At 39.6% G+C, this 17,794-nt stretch carries 18 protein-coding genes; 10 read left to right on the top strand and 8 right to left on the bottom strand.

Annotated elements, in window-relative coordinates; genetic code table 11:
* Position 1 precedes the first annotated feature (1 nt).
* The 4 genes from rnc to pdxJ all read left to right on the top strand — a co-directional run bounded on the left by rnc (position 2) and on the right by pdxJ (position 3,102).
* Entirely contained in the window at positions 2-679 is a 678-nt protein-coding gene (gene rnc / locus H5203_RS10330) for a ribonuclease III (RefSeq protein ID WP_145237595.1), read from the top strand.
* Positions 669-1,601, top strand: coding sequence for a GTPase Era (era, locus tag H5203_RS10325; protein WP_145237593.1), 933 nt, complete (start codon positions 669-671; stop codon positions 1,599-1,601). The genes rnc and era overlap by 11 nt, the downstream gene beginning before the upstream one ends.
* Positions 1,602-1,618: 17 nt before the next feature.
* Positions 1,619-2,308 carry a DNA repair protein RecO gene (gene recO, locus H5203_RS10320; RefSeq protein WP_145237591.1) on the top strand — a complete coding sequence of 230 codons (690 nt, stop codon included), beginning with the start codon at positions 1,619-1,621 and terminating at the stop codon, positions 2,306-2,308.
* A 62-nt stretch (positions 2,309-2,370) separates the two neighbouring features.
* The gene (gene pdxJ / locus H5203_RS10315) at positions 2,371-3,102 is read left to right on the top strand and encodes a pyridoxine 5'-phosphate synthase (RefSeq protein WP_182758784.1); all 732 of its coding nucleotides are present in this window, start codon (positions 2,371-2,373) and stop codon (positions 3,100-3,102) included.
* Between the two features lie 69 nt (positions 3,103-3,171).
* Here the strand turns inward: pdxJ and H5203_RS10310 are convergent, their stop codons facing one another.
* Both H5203_RS10310 and H5203_RS10305 read right to left on the bottom strand, forming a co-directional pair.
* Complete coding sequence (locus tag H5203_RS10310) at positions 3,172-3,363, bottom strand: hypothetical protein (protein ID WP_149980895.1); 192 nt, start codon at positions 3,361-3,363, stop codon at positions 3,172-3,174.
* Positions 3,364-3,417: 54 nt separating this feature from the next.
* Complete coding sequence (locus H5203_RS10305; protein ID WP_145237585.1) at positions 3,418-3,591, bottom strand: DUF1328 family protein; 174 nt, start codon at positions 3,589-3,591, stop codon at positions 3,418-3,420.
* 521 nt (positions 3,592-4,112) lie between these two features.
* Here H5203_RS10305 and H5203_RS10300 point away from each other — a divergent pair.
* From H5203_RS10300 to H5203_RS10285, 4 genes are all read left to right on the top strand, one after another.
* A complete protein-coding gene (locus H5203_RS10300) occupies positions 4,113-4,358 on the top strand; it encodes an OadG family protein (protein ID WP_182731879.1) in 246 nt (81 codons plus the stop codon).
* Between the two features lie 10 nt (positions 4,359-4,368).
* The gene (oadA, locus tag H5203_RS10295; protein ID WP_182731880.1) at positions 4,369-6,153 is read left to right on the top strand and encodes a sodium-extruding oxaloacetate decarboxylase subunit alpha; all 1,785 of its coding nucleotides are present in this window, start codon (positions 4,369-4,371) and stop codon (positions 6,151-6,153) included.
* A gap of 11 nt (positions 6,154-6,164) precedes the next feature.
* Positions 6,165-7,295: a sodium ion-translocating decarboxylase subunit beta gene (locus H5203_RS10290; RefSeq protein WP_145237582.1), complete on the top strand. Its 1,131-nt coding sequence runs from the start codon at positions 6,165-6,167 to the stop codon at positions 7,293-7,295.
* 400 nt (positions 7,296-7,695) lie between these two features.
* Complete coding sequence (locus tag H5203_RS10285; RefSeq protein WP_167542971.1) at positions 7,696-7,872, top strand: hypothetical protein; 177 nt, start codon at positions 7,696-7,698, stop codon at positions 7,870-7,872.
* 486 nt (positions 7,873-8,358) lie between these two features.
* On the opposite strand, the gene H5203_RS10280 is transcribed toward H5203_RS10285, so the two are convergent.
* Complete coding sequence (locus tag H5203_RS10280) at positions 8,359-8,784, bottom strand: hypothetical protein (protein WP_182734484.1); 426 nt, start codon at positions 8,782-8,784, stop codon at positions 8,359-8,361.
* A 380-nt stretch (positions 8,785-9,164) separates the two neighbouring features.
* Complete coding sequence (locus H5203_RS10275) at positions 9,165-10,478, bottom strand: peptidoglycan DD-metalloendopeptidase family protein (protein ID WP_145237580.1); 1,314 nt, start codon at positions 10,476-10,478, stop codon at positions 9,165-9,167.
* A 150-nt stretch (positions 10,479-10,628) separates the two neighbouring features.
* Here H5203_RS10275 and tyrS point away from each other — a divergent pair, with 150 nt between their 5' ends.
* A complete protein-coding gene (tyrS, locus tag H5203_RS10270) occupies positions 10,629-11,828 on the top strand; it encodes a tyrosine--tRNA ligase (RefSeq protein WP_145237578.1) in 1,200 nt (399 codons plus the stop codon).
* Positions 11,829-11,891: 63 nt separating this feature from the next.
* Here tyrS and H5203_RS10265 read toward each other — a convergent pair whose 3' ends face one another.
* The 4 genes from H5203_RS10265 to folE2 form a co-directional block, all read right to left on the bottom strand.
* A complete protein-coding gene (locus tag H5203_RS10265) occupies positions 11,892-12,839 on the bottom strand; it encodes a cobalamin biosynthesis protein (RefSeq protein ID WP_182758579.1) in 948 nt (315 codons plus the stop codon).
* A 1-nt stretch (position 12,840) separates the two neighbouring features.
* Positions 12,841-13,548 carry a 5'-methylthioadenosine/S-adenosylhomocysteine nucleosidase gene (gene mtnN / locus H5203_RS10260; RefSeq protein WP_145237572.1) on the bottom strand — a complete coding sequence of 236 codons (708 nt, stop codon included), beginning with the start codon at positions 13,546-13,548 and terminating at the stop codon, positions 12,841-12,843.
* A gap of 102 nt (positions 13,549-13,650) precedes the next feature.
* The gene (locus H5203_RS10255) at positions 13,651-14,244 is read right to left on the bottom strand and encodes a DUF2726 domain-containing protein (protein WP_182819697.1); all 594 of its coding nucleotides are present in this window, start codon (positions 14,242-14,244) and stop codon (positions 13,651-13,653) included.
* Positions 14,245-14,335: 91 nt separating this feature from the next.
* The gene (folE2, locus tag H5203_RS10250) at positions 14,336-15,256 is read right to left on the bottom strand and encodes a GTP cyclohydrolase FolE2 (protein ID WP_182732442.1); all 921 of its coding nucleotides are present in this window, start codon (positions 15,254-15,256) and stop codon (positions 14,336-14,338) included.
* Between the two features lie 213 nt (positions 15,257-15,469).
* Here folE2 and arcB point away from each other — a divergent pair, with 213 nt between their 5' ends.
* Positions 15,470-17,794 (top strand): aerobic respiration two-component sensor histidine kinase ArcB, encoded by a 2,325-nt coding sequence (gene arcB, locus H5203_RS10245; protein WP_145237561.1) that lies wholly within the window; start codon positions 15,470-15,472, stop codon positions 17,792-17,794.

The following is a 17,794-nucleotide window of genomic DNA, read 5'->3' as shown; positions in this document are numbered from 1 at the left end:
AATGAAAAAAAATGTAACAGAGTTATATAGCAAAATAGGGTATACCTTTATTGATCAAGTATTGCTTGAGCAGGCGATGACCCATCGCAGCCATAAAGGACAACACAATGAACGCTTAGAGTTTTTGGGCGATTCCATTTTAAGCTTTGTCATTGCCAATGCTTTATATAGTAAGTTCCCCAAAGCGCGTGAAGGCGATCTTAGCCGCATGCGTTCAACGCTTGTGCGTGGACAAACCTTAGCTGAATTTGGTTTAGAGTTTGGCCTAGGTGATTACTTACGCTTAGGGCCGGGTGAACTTAAAAGTGGTGGTTTTAGACGTGAATCAACTTTAGCTGATGCGGTTGAAGCAATTATTGGTGCGGTATTTTTAGATGCTGGCATTGATGTTTGTGGAGACTTGATTTTGGCGTGGTACGAATCTCGCCTTGATGCCATTTCGCCAGGTTTAAACCAAAAAGATCCTAAAACATTACTACAAGAATACTTACAAGCCCGCAAATTACCTTTGCCAGGCTATACTGTAGTAGATACTAAAGGTCAGGCACACAATCAAACGTTCACGGTTGAATGTATTGTTGAAGGTATGGATAGCATCATCTCAGTTGGCAGTTCTCGTCGTAAAGCTGAACAAAAAGCCGCTGAAAAAGCGTTGAAGATACTTAAAAATGAATCTTGATACATTGATCCAACCGCACACGCGTGATTTAGATACTTTTTGTGGCATGGTCGCTATTGTTGGCCGCCCAAACGTTGGTAAATCTACCTTGCTTAATGAAATTATTGAGCAGAAAGTAAGTATTACCTCGCGTAAACCGCAAACCACACGCCACCGTATTATGGGTATTCATACTGTAGGTAAGCACCAAGCCGTGTATGTTGATACACCAGGCCTGCATGTTGAAGAAAAGCGTGCCATTAACCGTTTAATGAACCGTGCTGCTTCAAGTTCATTAGGTGATGTTGAGCTAGTTATTTTTGTTGTTGAAGGTACTCATTGGAATGCTGACGATGAAATGGTGCTTAACAAAGTAAAGCAAAATGGCAAACCAGTATTACTTGTGATGAACAAAATTGATCAAGTAAAAGACCGTGACCTTGTGCTACCGCATATGAAGTGGTTAGGCGAAAAGTTTGATTTTGTTGGCATTATGCCAGTATCTGCGACTCAAGGTAAAAATATCAACCTGATCAAAGATGAAGTAACTAAGCGTTTACCACCGTGTGAATTTTACTTCCCTGAAGATTACGTAACAGATCGTTCAATGCGCTTTATGGCAGCCGAAGTGATCCGTGAAAAGTTGATGCGCTTTATGGGTGAGGAGCTTCCTTACTCAGTTACCGTTGAAATTGAGCAGTTTAAATGGCAAGAAAATGGCATTTGGCATATCAATGGCTTGATTTTAGTTGAGCGTGAAACGCAAAAACGTATGGTTATTGGTAATAAAGGCGAAAAGCTTAAAGTGATTGGCCGCGAAGCCCGTAAAGATCTCGAAGAAATGCTTGATAATAAAGTGTTTTTAGAACTTTGGGTGAAGGTTAAATCAGGTTGGGCTGACGACGAGAGAGCACTTCGCAGTTTAGGCTATGGTGAAGATTAATAGCCTAAGCGATATTTATGGATAGCGACTTCTACACGGCATATTTATTACACCGACGTCCTTTTAGTGACTCACAAGTAATGCTTGATATGTTAGTAGAAGGCGTTGGCCAGTTGCGCATGCTGGCGCGAATTAGCGGTCGCCAAGCAACAAAATACAAAGCTCAGTTACAACCCTTCCAAGCTTTACTGGTAAATTATACCGGTAAACACGACCTGAAATATATCCAACGATTTGAACTACATGGCACGCAATCCACACTAGTTGGGGATCAGCTTTATTGTGGGTTTTATCTAAATGAACTAACCAACCGCATTGTACCAATTAATGAACCAATTGATCATGCCTATCAATTGTATAAAACTCACCTACAACAGCTTAACCAGCACCCTAACTTACAAGCTGTATTACGTTCTTATGAATTTCAATTATTAGAATTATTAGGCTATGGCGTTGACTTTAGTTTTGATGCCGCAGGCGATCCAATTTCGGCAGAGCAAACGTATAGTTACTTTGCTGAATACGGCTTTGTTGCCCAAGAAAATCAAGGCAGTGGCTTTTCTGGCGCGCAGTTAAATGCAATTGCAGCTCATGACTTTAGTGCGCCGGATGTGTTATATATGGCAAAACAATTAAGTCGTCATTTAATGAAGCCTTTATTAGGCAAAAAACCATTAAAAAGTCGCGAGCTGTTTATATCCAAATAGTTTGGGTATTCACCAACAATCTTAATACGGTATTTTTAACCGTTATTTTTACAGGTAAAAAAATGAAAGATATTCTTTTGGGTATAAACGTTGATCATATTGCTACCTTACGCCAAGCTCGGGGTACAAGTTACCCAGATCCAGCACATGCTGCGAGTGTTGCTGAGCATGCTGGCGCTGATGGGATCACTATTCATTTACGTGAAGACCGTCGTCACATTCAAGATCGTGACGTGTATGTGATGGCTAAAACAATCCAAACACGAATGAACCTTGAAATAGCGGTTACAGATGAAATGATTGATATTGCTTTAGATGTTAAGCCAGCTTATGTTTGCTTAGTACCAGAAAAACGCGAAGAGTTGACCACCGAAGGCGGTTTAGACGTTGTTGGTAATCTAGATAAGATTAAAGCCGCGACAGCAAAATTAACTGACGCCGGTATTAAAGTATCGTTATTTATCGATGCAGACAAAGCACAACTAGATGCAGCTAAAGCCTGTAATGCCCCTTATGTTGAAATTCATACTGGCGCTTATGCGGATGCGCAAACTGATACCGAGATACAAAAACAACTTGAGCATATTCATCAAGGTGTAAAGTATGCAGCAAGTTTGGGTTTGATAGTAAACGCCGGCCACGGTCTTCATTATCATAACGTGAAACCGATTGCTGCTATGAAAGAGATTTACGAACTAAACATTGGTCACGCAATTATAGCGCGTGCAGCCATAGATGGATTAGATAAAGCAGTACGTGACATGAAGCGACTAATGCTAGAAGCGAGAGCTTAATTTTAACTTCTCTTAAAATGCAAAAAACGACTCAAAAGAGTCGTTTTTTATTATTTGTATCTAACTGGATTAACAGTTAGTTTCTTTAGCGTTAACGCCTTCTTTTACTTCTTCACAGGCGTCTTCTACTTTGTTTTGTACGTCGGTTACAGCTTCATCGATGCGTTCACCGGCCTCTTCTGCATGATTGTCTTCACAACCCATGATAAAAAAACTAGCGAATAAAGCGATCACAGCAGTTTTAATAGTTGTCGATTTCATAATGTAATTCCTTGTAAAATTAATAAATGTGTTGTTATTTAAAATAAATTGTTATCACTTAGGGACATTGCCGCGCAACGCACCTGAAACGAGTGAAATAACTAACAATACAATAAAGATAAAAAAGATAATCTTAGCAATTCCTGCTGCGGCACCTGCGATACCACCAAAACCTAACACTGCAGCAATAAGCGCAATAACTAAAAATGTAATTGTCCAGCGTAACATTGTCGTCTCCTTGGTTTGTTAATTTGTTCAGAGTAAATAATGCCAGTTACATGCCATGTATTTAAATCCTTTATTATCAATAGGATAGTGTTTATTTTATTTATTTTCATGAATTAGGTGGGAATTATTTACAGCTTTATCTGTAACTTATACTCGGCGTCCTGAAAAATAAATATTTCAGTATGATTTTTTGGTAAGACCAATTTCATGTTGAGTGCTTTTTCATTAATTTAACAGTTGTTGAGTAGTTCGGTTGGTAAGTTATTAAGGTGCAGATTAGATTTCACTTATAAGTTATAGCTATATTCAGTATTTTTATCATCTATATCCTATTAAATTATAGTAAAAAGCAGTGTGTTAACTTTGCTGAAGATATGTTAGCTTTATATTAATTGGTTTTACCAATTTACAAAGTGTTGGACTTGGTCTGTTTCTTTGATATGATTATTGCATAAATATTTAAATAAAGTGATTTTTTACCTATCTTTCGGGTGGGTAAGAATACTCAGGGGGGGGGCAGAATGGATATAGGTCAATTACTTGCTACTGCAGCAAACTTAATGCTCACTGGGATGGTGGGAGTTTTCGTTTTTCTTTCGTTGTTGATTGCAGCAATTACCGCTATGTCTAAATTAGCGAGCCGCTTTGAACAGCCGGTTGTAATGCCAACGCGCACACCATCGATCAAAGCACCCGGTGTACCAAGTGAACACATCGCTGCGATAAGTGCTGCCATAGCTCAGTACAAAAATAAACAAAAACTATAAGGGATGACTTGTGGCTAAATTAAAATTAACAGAATTAGTACTTAGAGACGCGCATCAATCATTATTAGCAACGCGTATGCGTTTGGATGACATGCTACCGATTGCACAAAAATTAGATGATGCAGGTTACTGGTCGATCGAATCATGGGGTGGGGCTACTTTTGATTCATGCATTCGTTATTTGGGTGAAGATCCTTGGGAGCGTATTCGTGCTCTTAAAAAAGCTATGCCAAATACTAAACAGCAAATGTTATTACGTGGTCAAAACCTTTTAGGCTATCGTCATTATGCAGATGATGTTGTTGAAAAATTTGTAGAGCGAGCGCACAAAAATGGTGTTGATGTGTTTCGTATTTTTGATGCGATGAACGATGTTCGTAATCTTGAAACGGCTATTAAAGCTGCGATTAAAGTTGGCGCACATGCACAAGGTACAATTTCGTACACAGTAAGCCCGGTTCATACACTTGATATGTGGTTAACGCTTGCCAAGCAGCTTGAAGAGTTAGGCTGTCATTCAATTTGTATTAAAGATATGGCTGGTTTGCTTAAACCATACGATGCAGAAGAGTTAATCAAAGCGTTAAAAGAAACAGTCTCTATCCCAATTGCAATGCAGTGTCATGCCACAACAGGTTTAAGTACTGCTACTTACCAAAAAGCGATTGATGCAGGTATTGATATGCTTGATACCGCAATTTCATCAATGAGTATGACTTACGGACACAGCGCAACTGAAACGATTGTATCGATTGTTGAAGGTACTGAACGTGATACTGAGCTGGATTTAAATCAACTCGAAGAGATTGCTGCTTATTTCCGCGATGTTCGTAAAAAATATGCCGCGTTTGAAGGCAGCTTAAAAGGTGTTGATGGCCGTATTTTATTAGCGCAAGTGCCTGGTGGCATGTTAACTAATATGGAAAACCAGCTTAAAGAGCAAGGTGCTGCGGATAAATTGAATGAAGTATTACTTGAGATCCCACGTGTACGTGAAGACTTAGGTTATTTACCGTTAGTTACACCAACATCACAAATTGTTGGTACACAAGCAGTATTAAATGTATTGACGGGCGAGCGTTATAAAACTATCACCAAAGAAACTGCCGGAGTGCTAAAAGGTGAGTATGGCGTAACTCCTGCGCCGATGAATAAAGAATTACAAGAGCGCGTACTTAATGGCGCAGAAGTCATTACTTGCCGCCCAGCTGATTTATTGCAACCAGAACTAGAAATACTCCAAGCTGAGTTATTAAAAGAAGCAAAAGAGCAAGGCTTAAGCTTAGCGGATGAGCAGATTGATGACGTTTTAACGTATGCATTATTCCCACAAATTGGGTTGAAATTCATTAAAAATCGTAATAACCCAGATGCTTTCGAAGCTGTACCAAGTGCTGAATCTGCTAATAAAGAACAACCAGTTAGCAATAAAAAAAGTAACAGCAACACAGTAAAAGCAGAGCAGTACAGCGTAAAAGTAGATGGTAAAGTTTATGATGTAGTGGTTGCACAAGGCGGTGAGCTTAAAGAAGTAACACTTAAAGATAGTGAGCATATTCCACAATCGGCGTCAGTTGCTTCCGGCGAAACACTTAACGCTCCACTTGCTGGTAACATCTTTAAAATCAAGGTGAAAGCGGGTCAAACGGTAAATGAAGGCGATGTAGTGATCATCATGGAAGCGATGAAAATGGAAACTGAAATTCGTGCAACCCACACCGGTACTATTGCTGAAATTCTTGTTGCTGAAGGTGATTCAGTGGCAACGGGTGACGCTATGATAGCACTAGCTTAGGAGCTCAGAGGATGGAAGCATTATTAAACCTCTGGCAAGCAACAGGTATTGCTAATTTTACATTTCCTGCGCTTATTATGATCGCAGTAGGGTGTTTATTGTTGTATCTGGCAATTGCGCGCAACTTTGAGCCGTTATTATTATTACCAATTGGCTTTGGGGCAATATTAACAAATATCCCCGTAGCGGGCTTATCAGACCCCGGTGGTTTGCTGTATTACGTTTATCATATTGGGATTGATACCGGTGTATTCCCATTATTAATATTTATGGGTGTTGGTGCACTCACTGATTTTAGTGCCTTGATAGCTAATCCTCGTATGTTATTGCTAGGTGCTGCAGCTCAGTTTGGTATTTTTGCAACCTTGTTTGGCGCAATTTTACTAAACTATGTACCAGGTTTTGAGTTTTCTTTACAAGATGCGTCAGCAATTGCGATTATAGGTGGTGCAGATGGCCCGACGGCAATCTTCTTAGCCTCAAAACTTGCTCCTGATTTATTGGGTGCTATCGCCGTAGCTGCATACTCATATATGGCGTTGGTGCCAATTATTCAGCCGCCAATTATGCGGGCTTTAACCACACCAGAAGAACGTAAAATTCAAATGCCACAGTTACGCACCGTATCAAAAAAGGAAAAAATTATTTTTCCGTTAATGGTATTGAGTTTAACGATTTTGTTTTTACCTGCAGCAACGCCACTGGTAGGCATGTTCTGTTTAGGAAACTTGATGCGAGAGTCTGGTGTGGTTGACCGTTTAAGTAATAGTGCACAAAACGAGATCATAAATATCACCACTATTTTCCTTGGTTTAGCTGTAGGCTCTAAGCTTGCTGCAGATAAGTTTTTAACCGTAGAAACAATTGGTATTTTGGTACTCGGCGCCTTGGCTTTTGCAATTGGTACAGCTTCAGGTGTATTTATGGCAAAAGGTATGAACAAGTTCTCTAAATCACCAATCAATCCACTCATCGGCGCGGCTGGTGTATCAGCTGTGCCAATGGCTGCACGCGTAGTTAATAAAGTGGGTCTGGAGAATAATCCGCATAATTTCTTATTAATGCATGCAATGGGACCAAATGTTGCGGGAGTACTGGGTAGTGCTGTGGCTGCAGGTATCTTGTTAGCGCTGGTAGGTTAAATAAATCATTAAACTATACCCAGCGAGCTGAGTATGGTGAGGTAACTTTTACTTCCAACCGACTGCGCAGTATTTACTGCGCTTTTTTTTGCGCTTAGGGTCTGTTGACCTTTCAGGGTTAAAATTTGCTCAAACTAGGGGCGATTTAATCACGGCGCGAGATTTGTAACCTAGTGGGCTAAGTAAAAATCGAGCAACAAAGAGTTAATCGCCCCTAGGCAGAACCCTTCGGGCAGCGCGTGTTTGGCATTTATGCCGCGTTATCTCCTATTTATGGGGAATAACCACACTACATAGGCTCTGCCTTGCCTAAAAACCAAACGCGCAGCTGCAAATTTAACCTCGAAAGATAAACAGACCCTAGGTATACTCGATAGATATTTTATTAAATAGGAATGGTATGAATATCTTCGTGATTTTAATTTCACTGTTTGTTGCATTAATCATTCTTGTGCCACTACTTGAAAAGTATCAGTCTAAAATGGGCCTAGATGGTGCGACTAAATATGCCAAATACATCTGGCCATTAGTGATGATTTCATTGGTTGTGCAATTGATTTATGTGTTGGTGAGATAGAGCGTAGCCGTCAGTTTTAAGATTCAGGGCAGCTAGAAGCAGTAAGTTGCCCAGCGTTAAAATTGCCTGCGTAGGTTGTGGTTGAACACCCCGAAACCCAACGAAAAATATCCTGCCAGTCTGCATCAATGCACAGCATTATCGGATGTCTTAAATGCAATAACTGACGATTCATGAACCATTATGTGTGAAGTCAAACTTTTAGCTTGTACTATTTAGCCTCAACAGGTTTAAAATCATCGATAGATATTTGGATACATATTCAGCATGAGAAATAAATCGCTTCTCCGTCCTTGTTGTCCTACTTATTCAATAAATTTCATTGCTGTTGCAAGTGAGTTTGCAGATGAAGTACTTAACATGTTTTTTGACTAATAAGTCATGTAATTCTTGGTTGTCTAGTTTCATACAGAATCATTGATGGGGGCACAATGACAAAGCCAGTCAAAACTAAACGTAGCAAAAGGGTTCCGTATGACAAACTTGTTAGGCATCTGCAAGGTTATTGACACGAATAGCTCCCATGTGAAGCCCGTATACAATTGAGAGTTTACTTTTGGTGTTATGAAAAAATATCATATAGGCAGTGTTATTTGGCTCACCATACTCTTCCTTGCTGCCGTAATATTCCAAAAACCAATTAAGCTTCTCCGCCTTTTCATTCTCACTGCTATTAAACTGATCTGTGAGATAGTTTATGTATGAAACCCTATCATTCGCAAAGCCTACGTGAATACGAGTTACGTCATTTTCAACAACAAATTCAAAATCTATGTCTTTTTTACTTGAATCTTCAATCCTTTCTACTGATGAGAAAGTCGATAGCTTTCTGAATACTTTATCAGGAGTTAAATCCAACTCTATGATTGGGAATTCGGGCTCAAACTTTACCTTTTTGAAGATGTTAAACATAGGGTTGCCTAATAATTTTATCTACGACATTTGTCGTTTTATAAACCGACAAATCTCCATATTACGATGTATTTATCTTAGTCATCAAATAAACAGCTGTATATAATTAGTAACTTCGTTTCACTTTTCTAAATGCAGCAATACACCCAAATGGTAGAGAGCAGTAACATTGGACAAAATTCAAGCTGCTATTGATGTATACAGTTAGTTGCTGATTAGTTTTGTTTTATTGTAAATTAACGCGTGACTATTTTATCGGGGTCAGAACACACAATCTTATGGCTTATGACTTATGGCTTATGGCTTATGGCTTATGGCTACAGCTCCACAAAAAAACCGTTGCTATTGGCATAGCAACGGTTTTATATTTTCTGGCCGCTTTACTTAAGCGCTAACTGTAGCTCTCGGTTGCGCTCTAGCTGCGCTAAGAAGTTATCTGCTATTGGTTTAAACTTAGCAAGCTCGTCGCGAGGCAGAGGCTCTGACTTCGGTAACTTAACCGTTTTAGGGTTACGGTGAACGCCGTTAACTAAAAACTCGTAGTGTAAGTGCGCGCCTGTTACACGACCGGTGGAGCCGACAGTACCAATTTTTTGACCTTGCTTAACTTTTTGACCCGTTTTAACTAGTTTCTTGTTAAGGTGTAGGTATTTAGTGACGTACTGTGTGCCGTGACTAATAAATATATAGTTACCATTATACTTACTGTAACCAGCTTTAATTACTTTACCATTACCAGAGGCAACTACTGGCGTTCCAGTACGAGCTGCGTAGTCAATCCCACGGTGTGCTCTTACTTGTCCTGTTACAGGGTGTAAACGACGCGGATTAAAGCTTGAGCTAATATATTTAAAGTTAACTGGTGCACGTAAAAATGCTTTTTTCATACTACGCCCTTCAGGCGTGTAAAAAGTACCATCGCTGTGACGGATAGCCGCGTAACGTTGACCTTGGTTAATAAACTCAGCGGCAATAATTTTACCTGTGCCAATAAACTCGCCATCAACATAATGCGATTCATAGATTAAACCAAATTGATCGCCTTTACGGATATCATTGGCAAAATCCACATCCCAACCGAATATATCAGCAAAGTTCATTATTTGCCGTTCACTTAAACCAGCAGCAATACCTGAGGTCCAAAAGCTGTTAGTAATTTCTCCGCCTGTTGATTTAGTTAATGTTTCAATTTCTTTACTATCAATAGACGTATCGTAGTTACCTTCTTCATTTAATGTAACGAACAGGGTATCTGTTTTTGAAATCACATAACGTAACTGTGCCAAAGAACCATCTTCGGCGGTAGCAAAGCTTAATGTTTCACCAGGGTGAATTTTACTAAGTTTACGTGTTTCTGCATTGGTATTAAGCAGTTTATGAACGGTTTGCGCCGAGAATCCGGCGCGTTTGAAAATAAGTGCTAAATTGTCACCGTTTTTAACTTCGAAATCGATGAGATCGTATTCTGGGAGTTTTGCTGCATCTTCTTGCGAATTTAATTCAGTTAATTGCTCAACGTCATCAACTTTAATTTGTAATTCGTAGCGCTTGCCAATTTCTAACGCATCAGCGCTATTGTCTTTAGAGGCGGTGGCTTTTTCTGAAGGAATGAGTGTTAAAGCAGCAATAGCAGAAACCAAGCCTAAAATAAGCAATTTGTGTTTTTTTGGGAGAGTGTGCACAACGCGAACCATAACGTGCCTTTTCCTGCTGTCAAGATAATTAATCACTAATATTGCAGGATATACTTAATAAAGCGTTAATACCAGTGTTTTGTAGATTTAAACTGGCGCGGATTTACGCTAGAATCACCAGACTGACTGAATTTTTTGGAGTAATACATAGTGGACTTACAAACCGCTCTAGCAGAGATAAAACGCGGTGCTGAAGAAATATTAATTGAAGACGAGTTAGTCGAAAAGCTAAAGTCTGGTAAAAAGCTAAAGATCAAAGCTGGTTTTGATCCAACTGCACCTGACTTACACTTAGGTCACACTGTGCTAATTAATAAAATGAAAACCTTCCAAGACTTAGGTCATGAAGTGATTTTCTTAATTGGTGATTTCACCGGTATGATTGGTGACCCAACGGGTAAAAATGTAACTCGTAAGCCACTAACCCGTGAAGATGTATTGGCAAATGCTGAAACATATAAAGAACAAGTATTTAAAATTCTTGATCCGGCTAAAACCACGGTTGCTTTTAATTCAACTTGGATGGAGAATTTAGGCGCTGCAGGTATGATCAAGCTAGCAGCACGTCAAACGGTTGCTCGTATGCTAGAACGTGATGATTTTAAAAAGCGTTACGCTGGCGGACAATCAATTGCGATTCATGAGTTTTTGTATCCATTAGTGCAAGGTTGGGATTCAGTTGCGCTTGAAGCTGATGTTGAGCTCGGTGGTACTGATCAACGCTTTAATCTATTAATGGGTCGAGAGCTACAAAAAGACGAAGGCCAAAAGCCACAAACCGTATTAATGATGCCTTTACTTGAGGGCACTGACGGTGTGCAAAAAATGTCTAAGTCATTAGGTAACTACATTGGTATTACTGATGCCCCTAACGATATGTTTGGTAAGATCATGTCTATTAGTGATGAGCTGATGTGGCGTTATTATGATTTGCTAAGTAGCTTATCAATTGACGAAATTGCTGCGCTTAAAGAAAAGGTTGCACAAGGTACTAATCCGCGTGATATTAAAATCGATTTAGCAAAAGAAATGATTGCTCGTTTTCACAGCGATGCGGCAGCTGTTGGTGCGCATGAAGATTTTATTAAACGTTTTCAAAAAAATGCCTTACCGGATGATATCCCAGATATGACTGTAACGATTGATGAAGATACCGTATTTATTACTAACTTGCTTAAAGAAGCAGGCTTAGTTGCGAGTACATCAGAAGCTATGCGAATGATCAAACAAGGCGCAGTTAAAATCAATGGCGAAGAAAAGGTCACTGATACTAAGCTTGAAATTGCAAAAGGCAGCACAGCTATTTATCAAGTTGGTAAGCGTAAGTTTGCAAATATTACCTGTGCTTAATAGGTAAAGAATGAAAATTCAGTTTTAAAAACCAGCTTCGGCTGGTTTTTTACTCTTTGTGATCTACAACATTGTTTTAATGATTTCGATGCCAAATATAACCAGTAACCAAAAGCCACGCGCTTGATTTAGCCGATTGATCAATACAGTAATATCATCAGCCTGCGGTAAACGTTCAGTACCAATACGCATTTTATCAAATCGAGTATCTTGGTATATGGCAGGGCCACCGAGTTGCACACCAACAGAGGCCGAACAACAACTTAATAACCAGCCACTATTTATTTGATAAAAATGTCGTCCATAATGCTTGATATAATGAATGCTCAATTTACTGGCTTTACTTGCTGCAATAGTCAGCGCCAATATCCGCGTAGGTAACCACTCAAGAATATATAATAGCCAACTAAGTGATTTTAAAAATGGGCTATTAGGCATAATATCTTTGCGCCAAGCTTGGTGGATCAAAGTCAGTAAGCGATAAGCCAGTGCAGCCATAGGGCCAAATAGTAGATAAAAGAAAATAACGCTAAAGTAATGACGAGCAACTCTTAAGATCAGCGTTTCCATGATAGCTTTGCAAAGACCTGGGCCTGATAATTTATCTACCTGACGAGCAAGTAGCGGTTTTAATAACTCTCGGGCTGTAGACTTTTGATTTTGTTTAACGAGTCGTGCAATGCGCAGCGCTTTACTTTCTACACTTCGCCACTCTAGGCTGAGGTATAAAATTAACCCAGCTAATAGTTCAGGGTAATAGGCGAATTCAAGCAGTAAGACTACCAAGGTCATGATCACTAAAATGACTAAGGTGAAACACAACGAGGATGACAAATATTGGTAACTTGCAGGTTCACTCTTTCGAAAAACGCGTTTCCCAAGAGCTCTAAATACCGCAGTTAAAAATGTATTTGGGTGATACCAGCTTACCAAAGGTAAAAAGCGCTCAGCAAGGAGCGCTAATATAAATACAATAAAGTCCAAATGTTGCTGAACTAAATTGAGTAACACGTTAGAGCGTTACCGTAGTCAGCTTTTCTAGTAATGCGACCACCATTTTTGATGAGTTTATTGAAGCGGTTTCTAGGTATTCTTCAAATGACTGTGGTGACTCTTTACCTGCAATATCAGACATTGAACGGATCACTACAAACGGTGTAGCTAAAGAAAAGCATACTTGTGCAATGGCAGCGCCTTCCATTTCTACAGCTAACATAGTAGGGAAGTCCGCGCGGGCTTTATCAATACGCACCGGATCACACATAAATGAATCGCCAGTACAAATTAAGCCGATCAGGGTCTTCACGTCACTGATGCTTTCAACACTTAGTTGTGCAGCCTCTATTAATTTAGGGTGAGCGGCAAAACCAGCAGGCATCTGTGGTACTTGGCCAATTTCATAACCAAAAGCGGTTACATCAACATCATGATGACGTACCTCAGATGAAATTACCACGTCGCCAACACTCAGAGATGGATCAAAACCACCGGCAGAGCCTGTGTTGATCACACAGTCTGGTTGAAAATTATCAATTAATAACGTTGTTGCAATACTAGAGGCGACTTTACCAATACCTGATTGCACTAAAGTCACAGTGTTACCAGCTAATTCACCTGTATAAAAAGTGAAACCTGCTTTAGTTAGAATTTGTGGATTTTGCATTGCTTCACGCAAAATTTTAACTTCTGGCTCCATCGCGCCAATAATACCGACATTCATAATTTTAAATTCCTCTAATTAGATGTTTAGATTATACGTGAAGTTAGCGATAAAAAACAAAAATGCGAGCTTAAAAGCTCGCATTTTATCGTTTAAGAAAACTTATATTTCAGCTAAATCTGTGGAATGGGCTTTAGCTTGCGAAGGAGATAGTACCGCCGGCTTAGTAACACGGTTGCGTGTCGGGCGACTACTTTGTGCTGTCGGCTTGCCAAGCTTAAACATAATTGCTTCGCGTACTTCTGATGGCCGATAGCCAGATTTAACTTTCATACGGATATGTGGAATGCCAGCAGCTTCAAGTGCACCATTAACAAACCAGTCTCGTTGTGCTTTATGACCATCTTTATTGGCGTTGTTTACTAAGTCAACCGCTGCCACAATCGTCATCTTTTCTTTATCAATCAGCACATAATCCAGTTGTTTGTTTTTTGCTTTAGCGATTGCAGCACGTTTAGCTTTAGCAGATAAACCTTTTTTACAATCGATGATATCGATTAATTTTACACGGCTAACAATTTTATATTGATCGCCTACAGCACGTTCTAAAAGGTTTAAGAATGAGCTTTCAACTTGCGTAAATACACTGGTTTTACGCGTGAATGGGTAAGGGTTTCCGCCATCATCGGTAAACTTTGACGCAACAACAGATGCCCCTACGACTAATACTAAAATTGATAATAAAGCGAATTCCATACGGTAACTCCACAACAACAAATTGACACTATAAATTACTTAGCAATTTACGTGCCCAGTTGTAATGAAGTTACACTTTATAACAGCTAAGTTATGGCTGGTATCCGCCAGCAATTCCTTTTACTGCAATCGCTACAGCATCATGGGCATGCAGAGATTCATAATGGTTTATTTGTAACCAGTAATCGGCGTATTGTGCATCTTCTAACACGGCTTTGATTTTACGCGCAGCATCTTCACAAAACATCAGATTTTGACCATTTAAACGGGCGAATTCTTGCTCATCTTCACGCTTAACTGCCGCTTGTACAGGGGTTTTAAGCTCATCTTCAAGAGTATTGATCAAGCTTAAAATATCAAACTCACGGATGCTACTATCTAGTTTGACTTTTACATTGGCAATAGAGCGTTGAGAATGCGGTGTGGCGATTATGCCATCGGTACTGCCAAGCCAGTTGACCACTTCTTCATGGCTAAGAGTATGCTGCTGAAACTTTTCAACAAAGGCTTGTTGAATAAGTTGGCGAGCTAATGCCGCTGAGCATGGGCAAGTTGATGAGTAAGTTACATCAAGGCTTAATTCAAAACTAAGTACACCGCGGTCAATTTTTGCCACTATGGTCAACGGGTAGCTTTTCCAACCCGCTTTGCCGCTAAGGAGTGATTTTCTGCGCAGCGGTAGTTCAAACTTAAATTCAATTTTAGCTTGGTCGCTTAATCCAGTGTGACTAGAGATAAAGCTATCGAGCGCTTGTGCAATAGTTTGCGGGTTAACGTGTTGCTCAGTTGACAGGGTATCGAGCGCTAAAAATAACCGCGACATATGAATACCTTTTGCGTCTTCTTTGTGAAGATTAACAAAAGCACGAGCTTTAGCGTTGACATTAATAGGCGCAAGATCACGAGATTCAAATAAAAAAGGCAGTTCAATATCAGCCATACCAACCCAGTCTAATTTACCTGTTTGTAAGGCGGGAGCCGTATCTGCTATATCGGGCATGTTGCTTTGCATGGAAAATCTCGTTATTGGCAATTGTAAAGCGCAATATTTTACACGAAATAAATAAAAAATACGTGGTAGATGAAAATTTTCTGTTTTCGTCGCGGAACATGAAAATAGTTAATGCAAAAGTGCTAAAATCCTAACACTAGTCGTTTTTTTATAGCTGTGTAGTCAGCTGATTTTTTATATACTTATATGTATAGCTAAGAGACAGATTTATATATGATCGATTCCTCTTTGAGTCCATGGGCTCGAATACTTTCTAGTTTAATTACTCGATTTGGTGAATTCAAAACCGCAACTATTTGTTATGTCTTACTATTAGTACTGGCATTAATATTATCGTGTATGTTTTATTATGTTGCAGTAGGCGAGGTGATGCTTGTCGATGTGCTTGCCGTGATATTTTTTACTGCAGTAGTGTCGCCCATTATTATCAGTGTGTTGATCAATTCAATCCGCCAGTTAGATGCTTCCTATGCGTATTTAGATAGTGCCACTAAGCAAGAAAAATTATTAAATCAAACTTTAAAAGATAATATCAATCGCTTAAATGTAGAGATAGATGAACGTAAAATGGCATTTCATGCCAAGCACCGTGCAATCGAAGAACTCAGGCGAGAAATAGTTGAACGTAAAAAAACCCAGCAAGAGCTTGCTCAACAAGGCATGTTACTGCGCTCTATTGTTGATTCATCCCCTGATTTATTTTATTACCGTGATAACAATGGTGTTTTTGCCGGCTGTAATAAAATGTTTGAAGAGGTTATGGGGAAATCAAGTGACGAGTTAATAGGTAAAACTGCAGAGGAGATTTACCCAACGCAATTCTTACCGGAAGTATTACTAACTGATAACAAAGTCGAAAAAACTCACGCCGCTTTAACGCTTGATGTTGAATACCCTGTAGGCAATGAAAACCGTTGGTTTGAAATGCGCAAGCTCCCATTTATTAATGATGACGGTGATTACATTGGCTTATTAGCATTTGGGCGTGATATCACCAGCCGCAAAGAAGCAGCTCAAGCACTTGAAACCGCTTATAAAGACAAAGGGAAATTTATTGCCACCCTAAGTCATGAATTACGAACTCCACTCAATGGTATTGTGGGTTTAACCCGTATGTTACTAGACACCGACTTGGATAAGCAGCAACGTAGTTGGTGTAACACCGTATTTTCTAGTGCTGAAACATTAGGAAATATTTTTAATGATATTATAGATTTAGATAAGATAGATCGCGAACAACTCGATATTGTTACCGACTCAATAAACGTCTCTGATTTTATTAATGATGTGGTTAACTTTGCAGGATTGATCGCTGAGCAAAAAGACTTAGAGTTTGAAATTAAGCGCAAAGGTATGCTGGATATTTATGCGCAGCTAGATCCGACCCGATTACGCCAAGTGGTATGGAACTTAATAAATAATGCGGTTAAATTTACCCAAAAAGGTAAAGTTCAATTAGCGTGTGCTCGGGAAAATCGTGCGGATGGCGCGTGGTTAGTCATGAAAGTAACAGATACCGGGCAAGGTATTCCACAAGAGCAATTACATCGTATTTTTGATATGTATTATAAAGCGCCGGATTTAAATGGTACTAATGCGATAGGATCAGGTATTGGTTTAGCGGTCACCAAGGCTTTGGTTACAGCAATGAAAGGACAATTACATGTAAGCAGTACCGAAGGAGAGGGCAGCTGTTTTGTGGTTGAAATACCGCTGGCGCTTTGTATCGCTCCGGCTGAACAAAGTTATGTTGGCCGTAGTTTGAATATCTTGCTAGTTGAAGATGTGCCGCTTAATGCTGAAATCGCCACTAACTTACTTGAGCAACGTGGTCATGAAGTTATCTGGGCTGAAACCGGTGAAGATGCATTGTCGTTTGTTGAAACTGAGGATGATCTGGATTTAGTACTGCTAGATATGCAACTGCCAGATATTAATGGCGATGAAGTAGCAAGACAGATCCGTGCCGATAGCCATTTTGATAAGTTACCTATTGTCGCGCTTACGGCTAATGTGCGTAGCGCCGAAGAAGAGTTGCAAGGGATCTCAATTCAAGGCGCATTAGCTAAACCTATCAATACCACGAAGCTTGATAAAATGCTGGCTGAACTATTTGATATTAAACATCTACAACAGTCTGATGAAACACGCCTGACGGTTAGCAAAGAAGCCAGTGAAAATATCAATGTAGAGTTACTTGATGTTGAAACCATTGAAGATTTTGTTAATTCGATGGGCATAGTAACATTTAAGCGCAGCAGCAGTTTATTTGAAAAGCTAAATCCACAGTATCAGCAAGAGTTAGCAACGTCATTAGCAGCCGGTGACCGTGAAGAGTATAAGTCTGTAGCACATAAGCTTAAAGGTGCTGCAGGTTCAGTTGGTTTAAATGATGTACAGTTACACGCTAAGACCATGGAACATGGTTCTATTGAAGAAAGTGATGAAGTATTAAAGACTTGGTTAGTAATATTGGCAGATAAAATAAATGAAGGGCAACATGCCCTTCATTTATTCTTACAGCAATTAGAACGTTAA

The sequence above is a fragment of the Pseudoalteromonas sp. SG41-1 genome (assembly GCF_014164575.1).
Taxonomy (GTDB): domain Bacteria; phylum Pseudomonadota; class Gammaproteobacteria; order Enterobacterales; family Alteromonadaceae; genus Pseudoalteromonas; species Pseudoalteromonas rhizosphaerae.
This window is presented reverse-complemented; position numbering and strand designations above follow the sequence as displayed.

Coding starts and splice junctions, on each gene's coding strand:
- rnc (WP_145237595.1), top strand. CDS start 2: ATGAAAAAAAATGTAACAGAGTTATATAGCAAAATAGGGTATACCTTT.
- era (WP_145237593.1), top strand. CDS start 669: ATGAATCTTGATACATTGATCCAACCGCACACGCGTGATTTAGATACT.
- recO (WP_145237591.1), top strand. CDS start 1,619: ATGGATAGCGACTTCTACACGGCATATTTATTACACCGACGTCCTTTT.
- pdxJ (WP_182758784.1), top strand. CDS start 2,371: ATGAAAGATATTCTTTTGGGTATAAACGTTGATCATATTGCTACCTTA.
- H5203_RS10310 (WP_149980895.1), bottom strand. CDS start 3,363: ATGAAATCGACAACTATTAAAACTGCTGTGATCGCTTTATTCGCTAGT.
- H5203_RS10305 (WP_145237585.1), bottom strand. CDS start 3,591: ATGTTACGCTGGACAATTACATTTTTAGTTATTGCGCTTATTGCTGCA.
- H5203_RS10300 (WP_182731879.1), top strand. CDS start 4,113: ATGGATATAGGTCAATTACTTGCTACTGCAGCAAACTTAATGCTCACT.
- H5203_RS10290 (WP_145237582.1), top strand. CDS start 6,165: ATGGAAGCATTATTAAACCTCTGGCAAGCAACAGGTATTGCTAATTTT.
- H5203_RS10285 (WP_167542971.1), top strand. CDS start 7,696: ATGAATATCTTCGTGATTTTAATTTCACTGTTTGTTGCATTAATCATT.
- H5203_RS10280 (WP_182734484.1), bottom strand. CDS start 8,784: ATGTTTAACATCTTCAAAAAGGTAAAGTTTGAGCCCGAATTCCCAATC.
- H5203_RS10275 (WP_145237580.1), bottom strand. CDS start 10,478: ATGGTTCGCGTTGTGCACACTCTCCCAAAAAAACACAAATTGCTTATT.
- mtnN (WP_145237572.1), bottom strand. CDS start 13,548: ATGAATGTCGGTATTATTGGCGCGATGGAGCCAGAAGTTAAAATTTTG.
- H5203_RS10255 (WP_182819697.1), bottom strand. CDS start 14,244: ATGGAATTCGCTTTATTATCAATTTTAGTATTAGTCGTAGGGGCATCT.
- folE2 (WP_182732442.1), bottom strand. CDS start 15,256: ATGCAAAGCAACATGCCCGATATAGCAGATACGGCTCCCGCCTTACAA.
- arcB (WP_145237561.1), top strand. CDS start 15,470: ATGATCGATTCCTCTTTGAGTCCATGGGCTCGAATACTTTCTAGTTTA.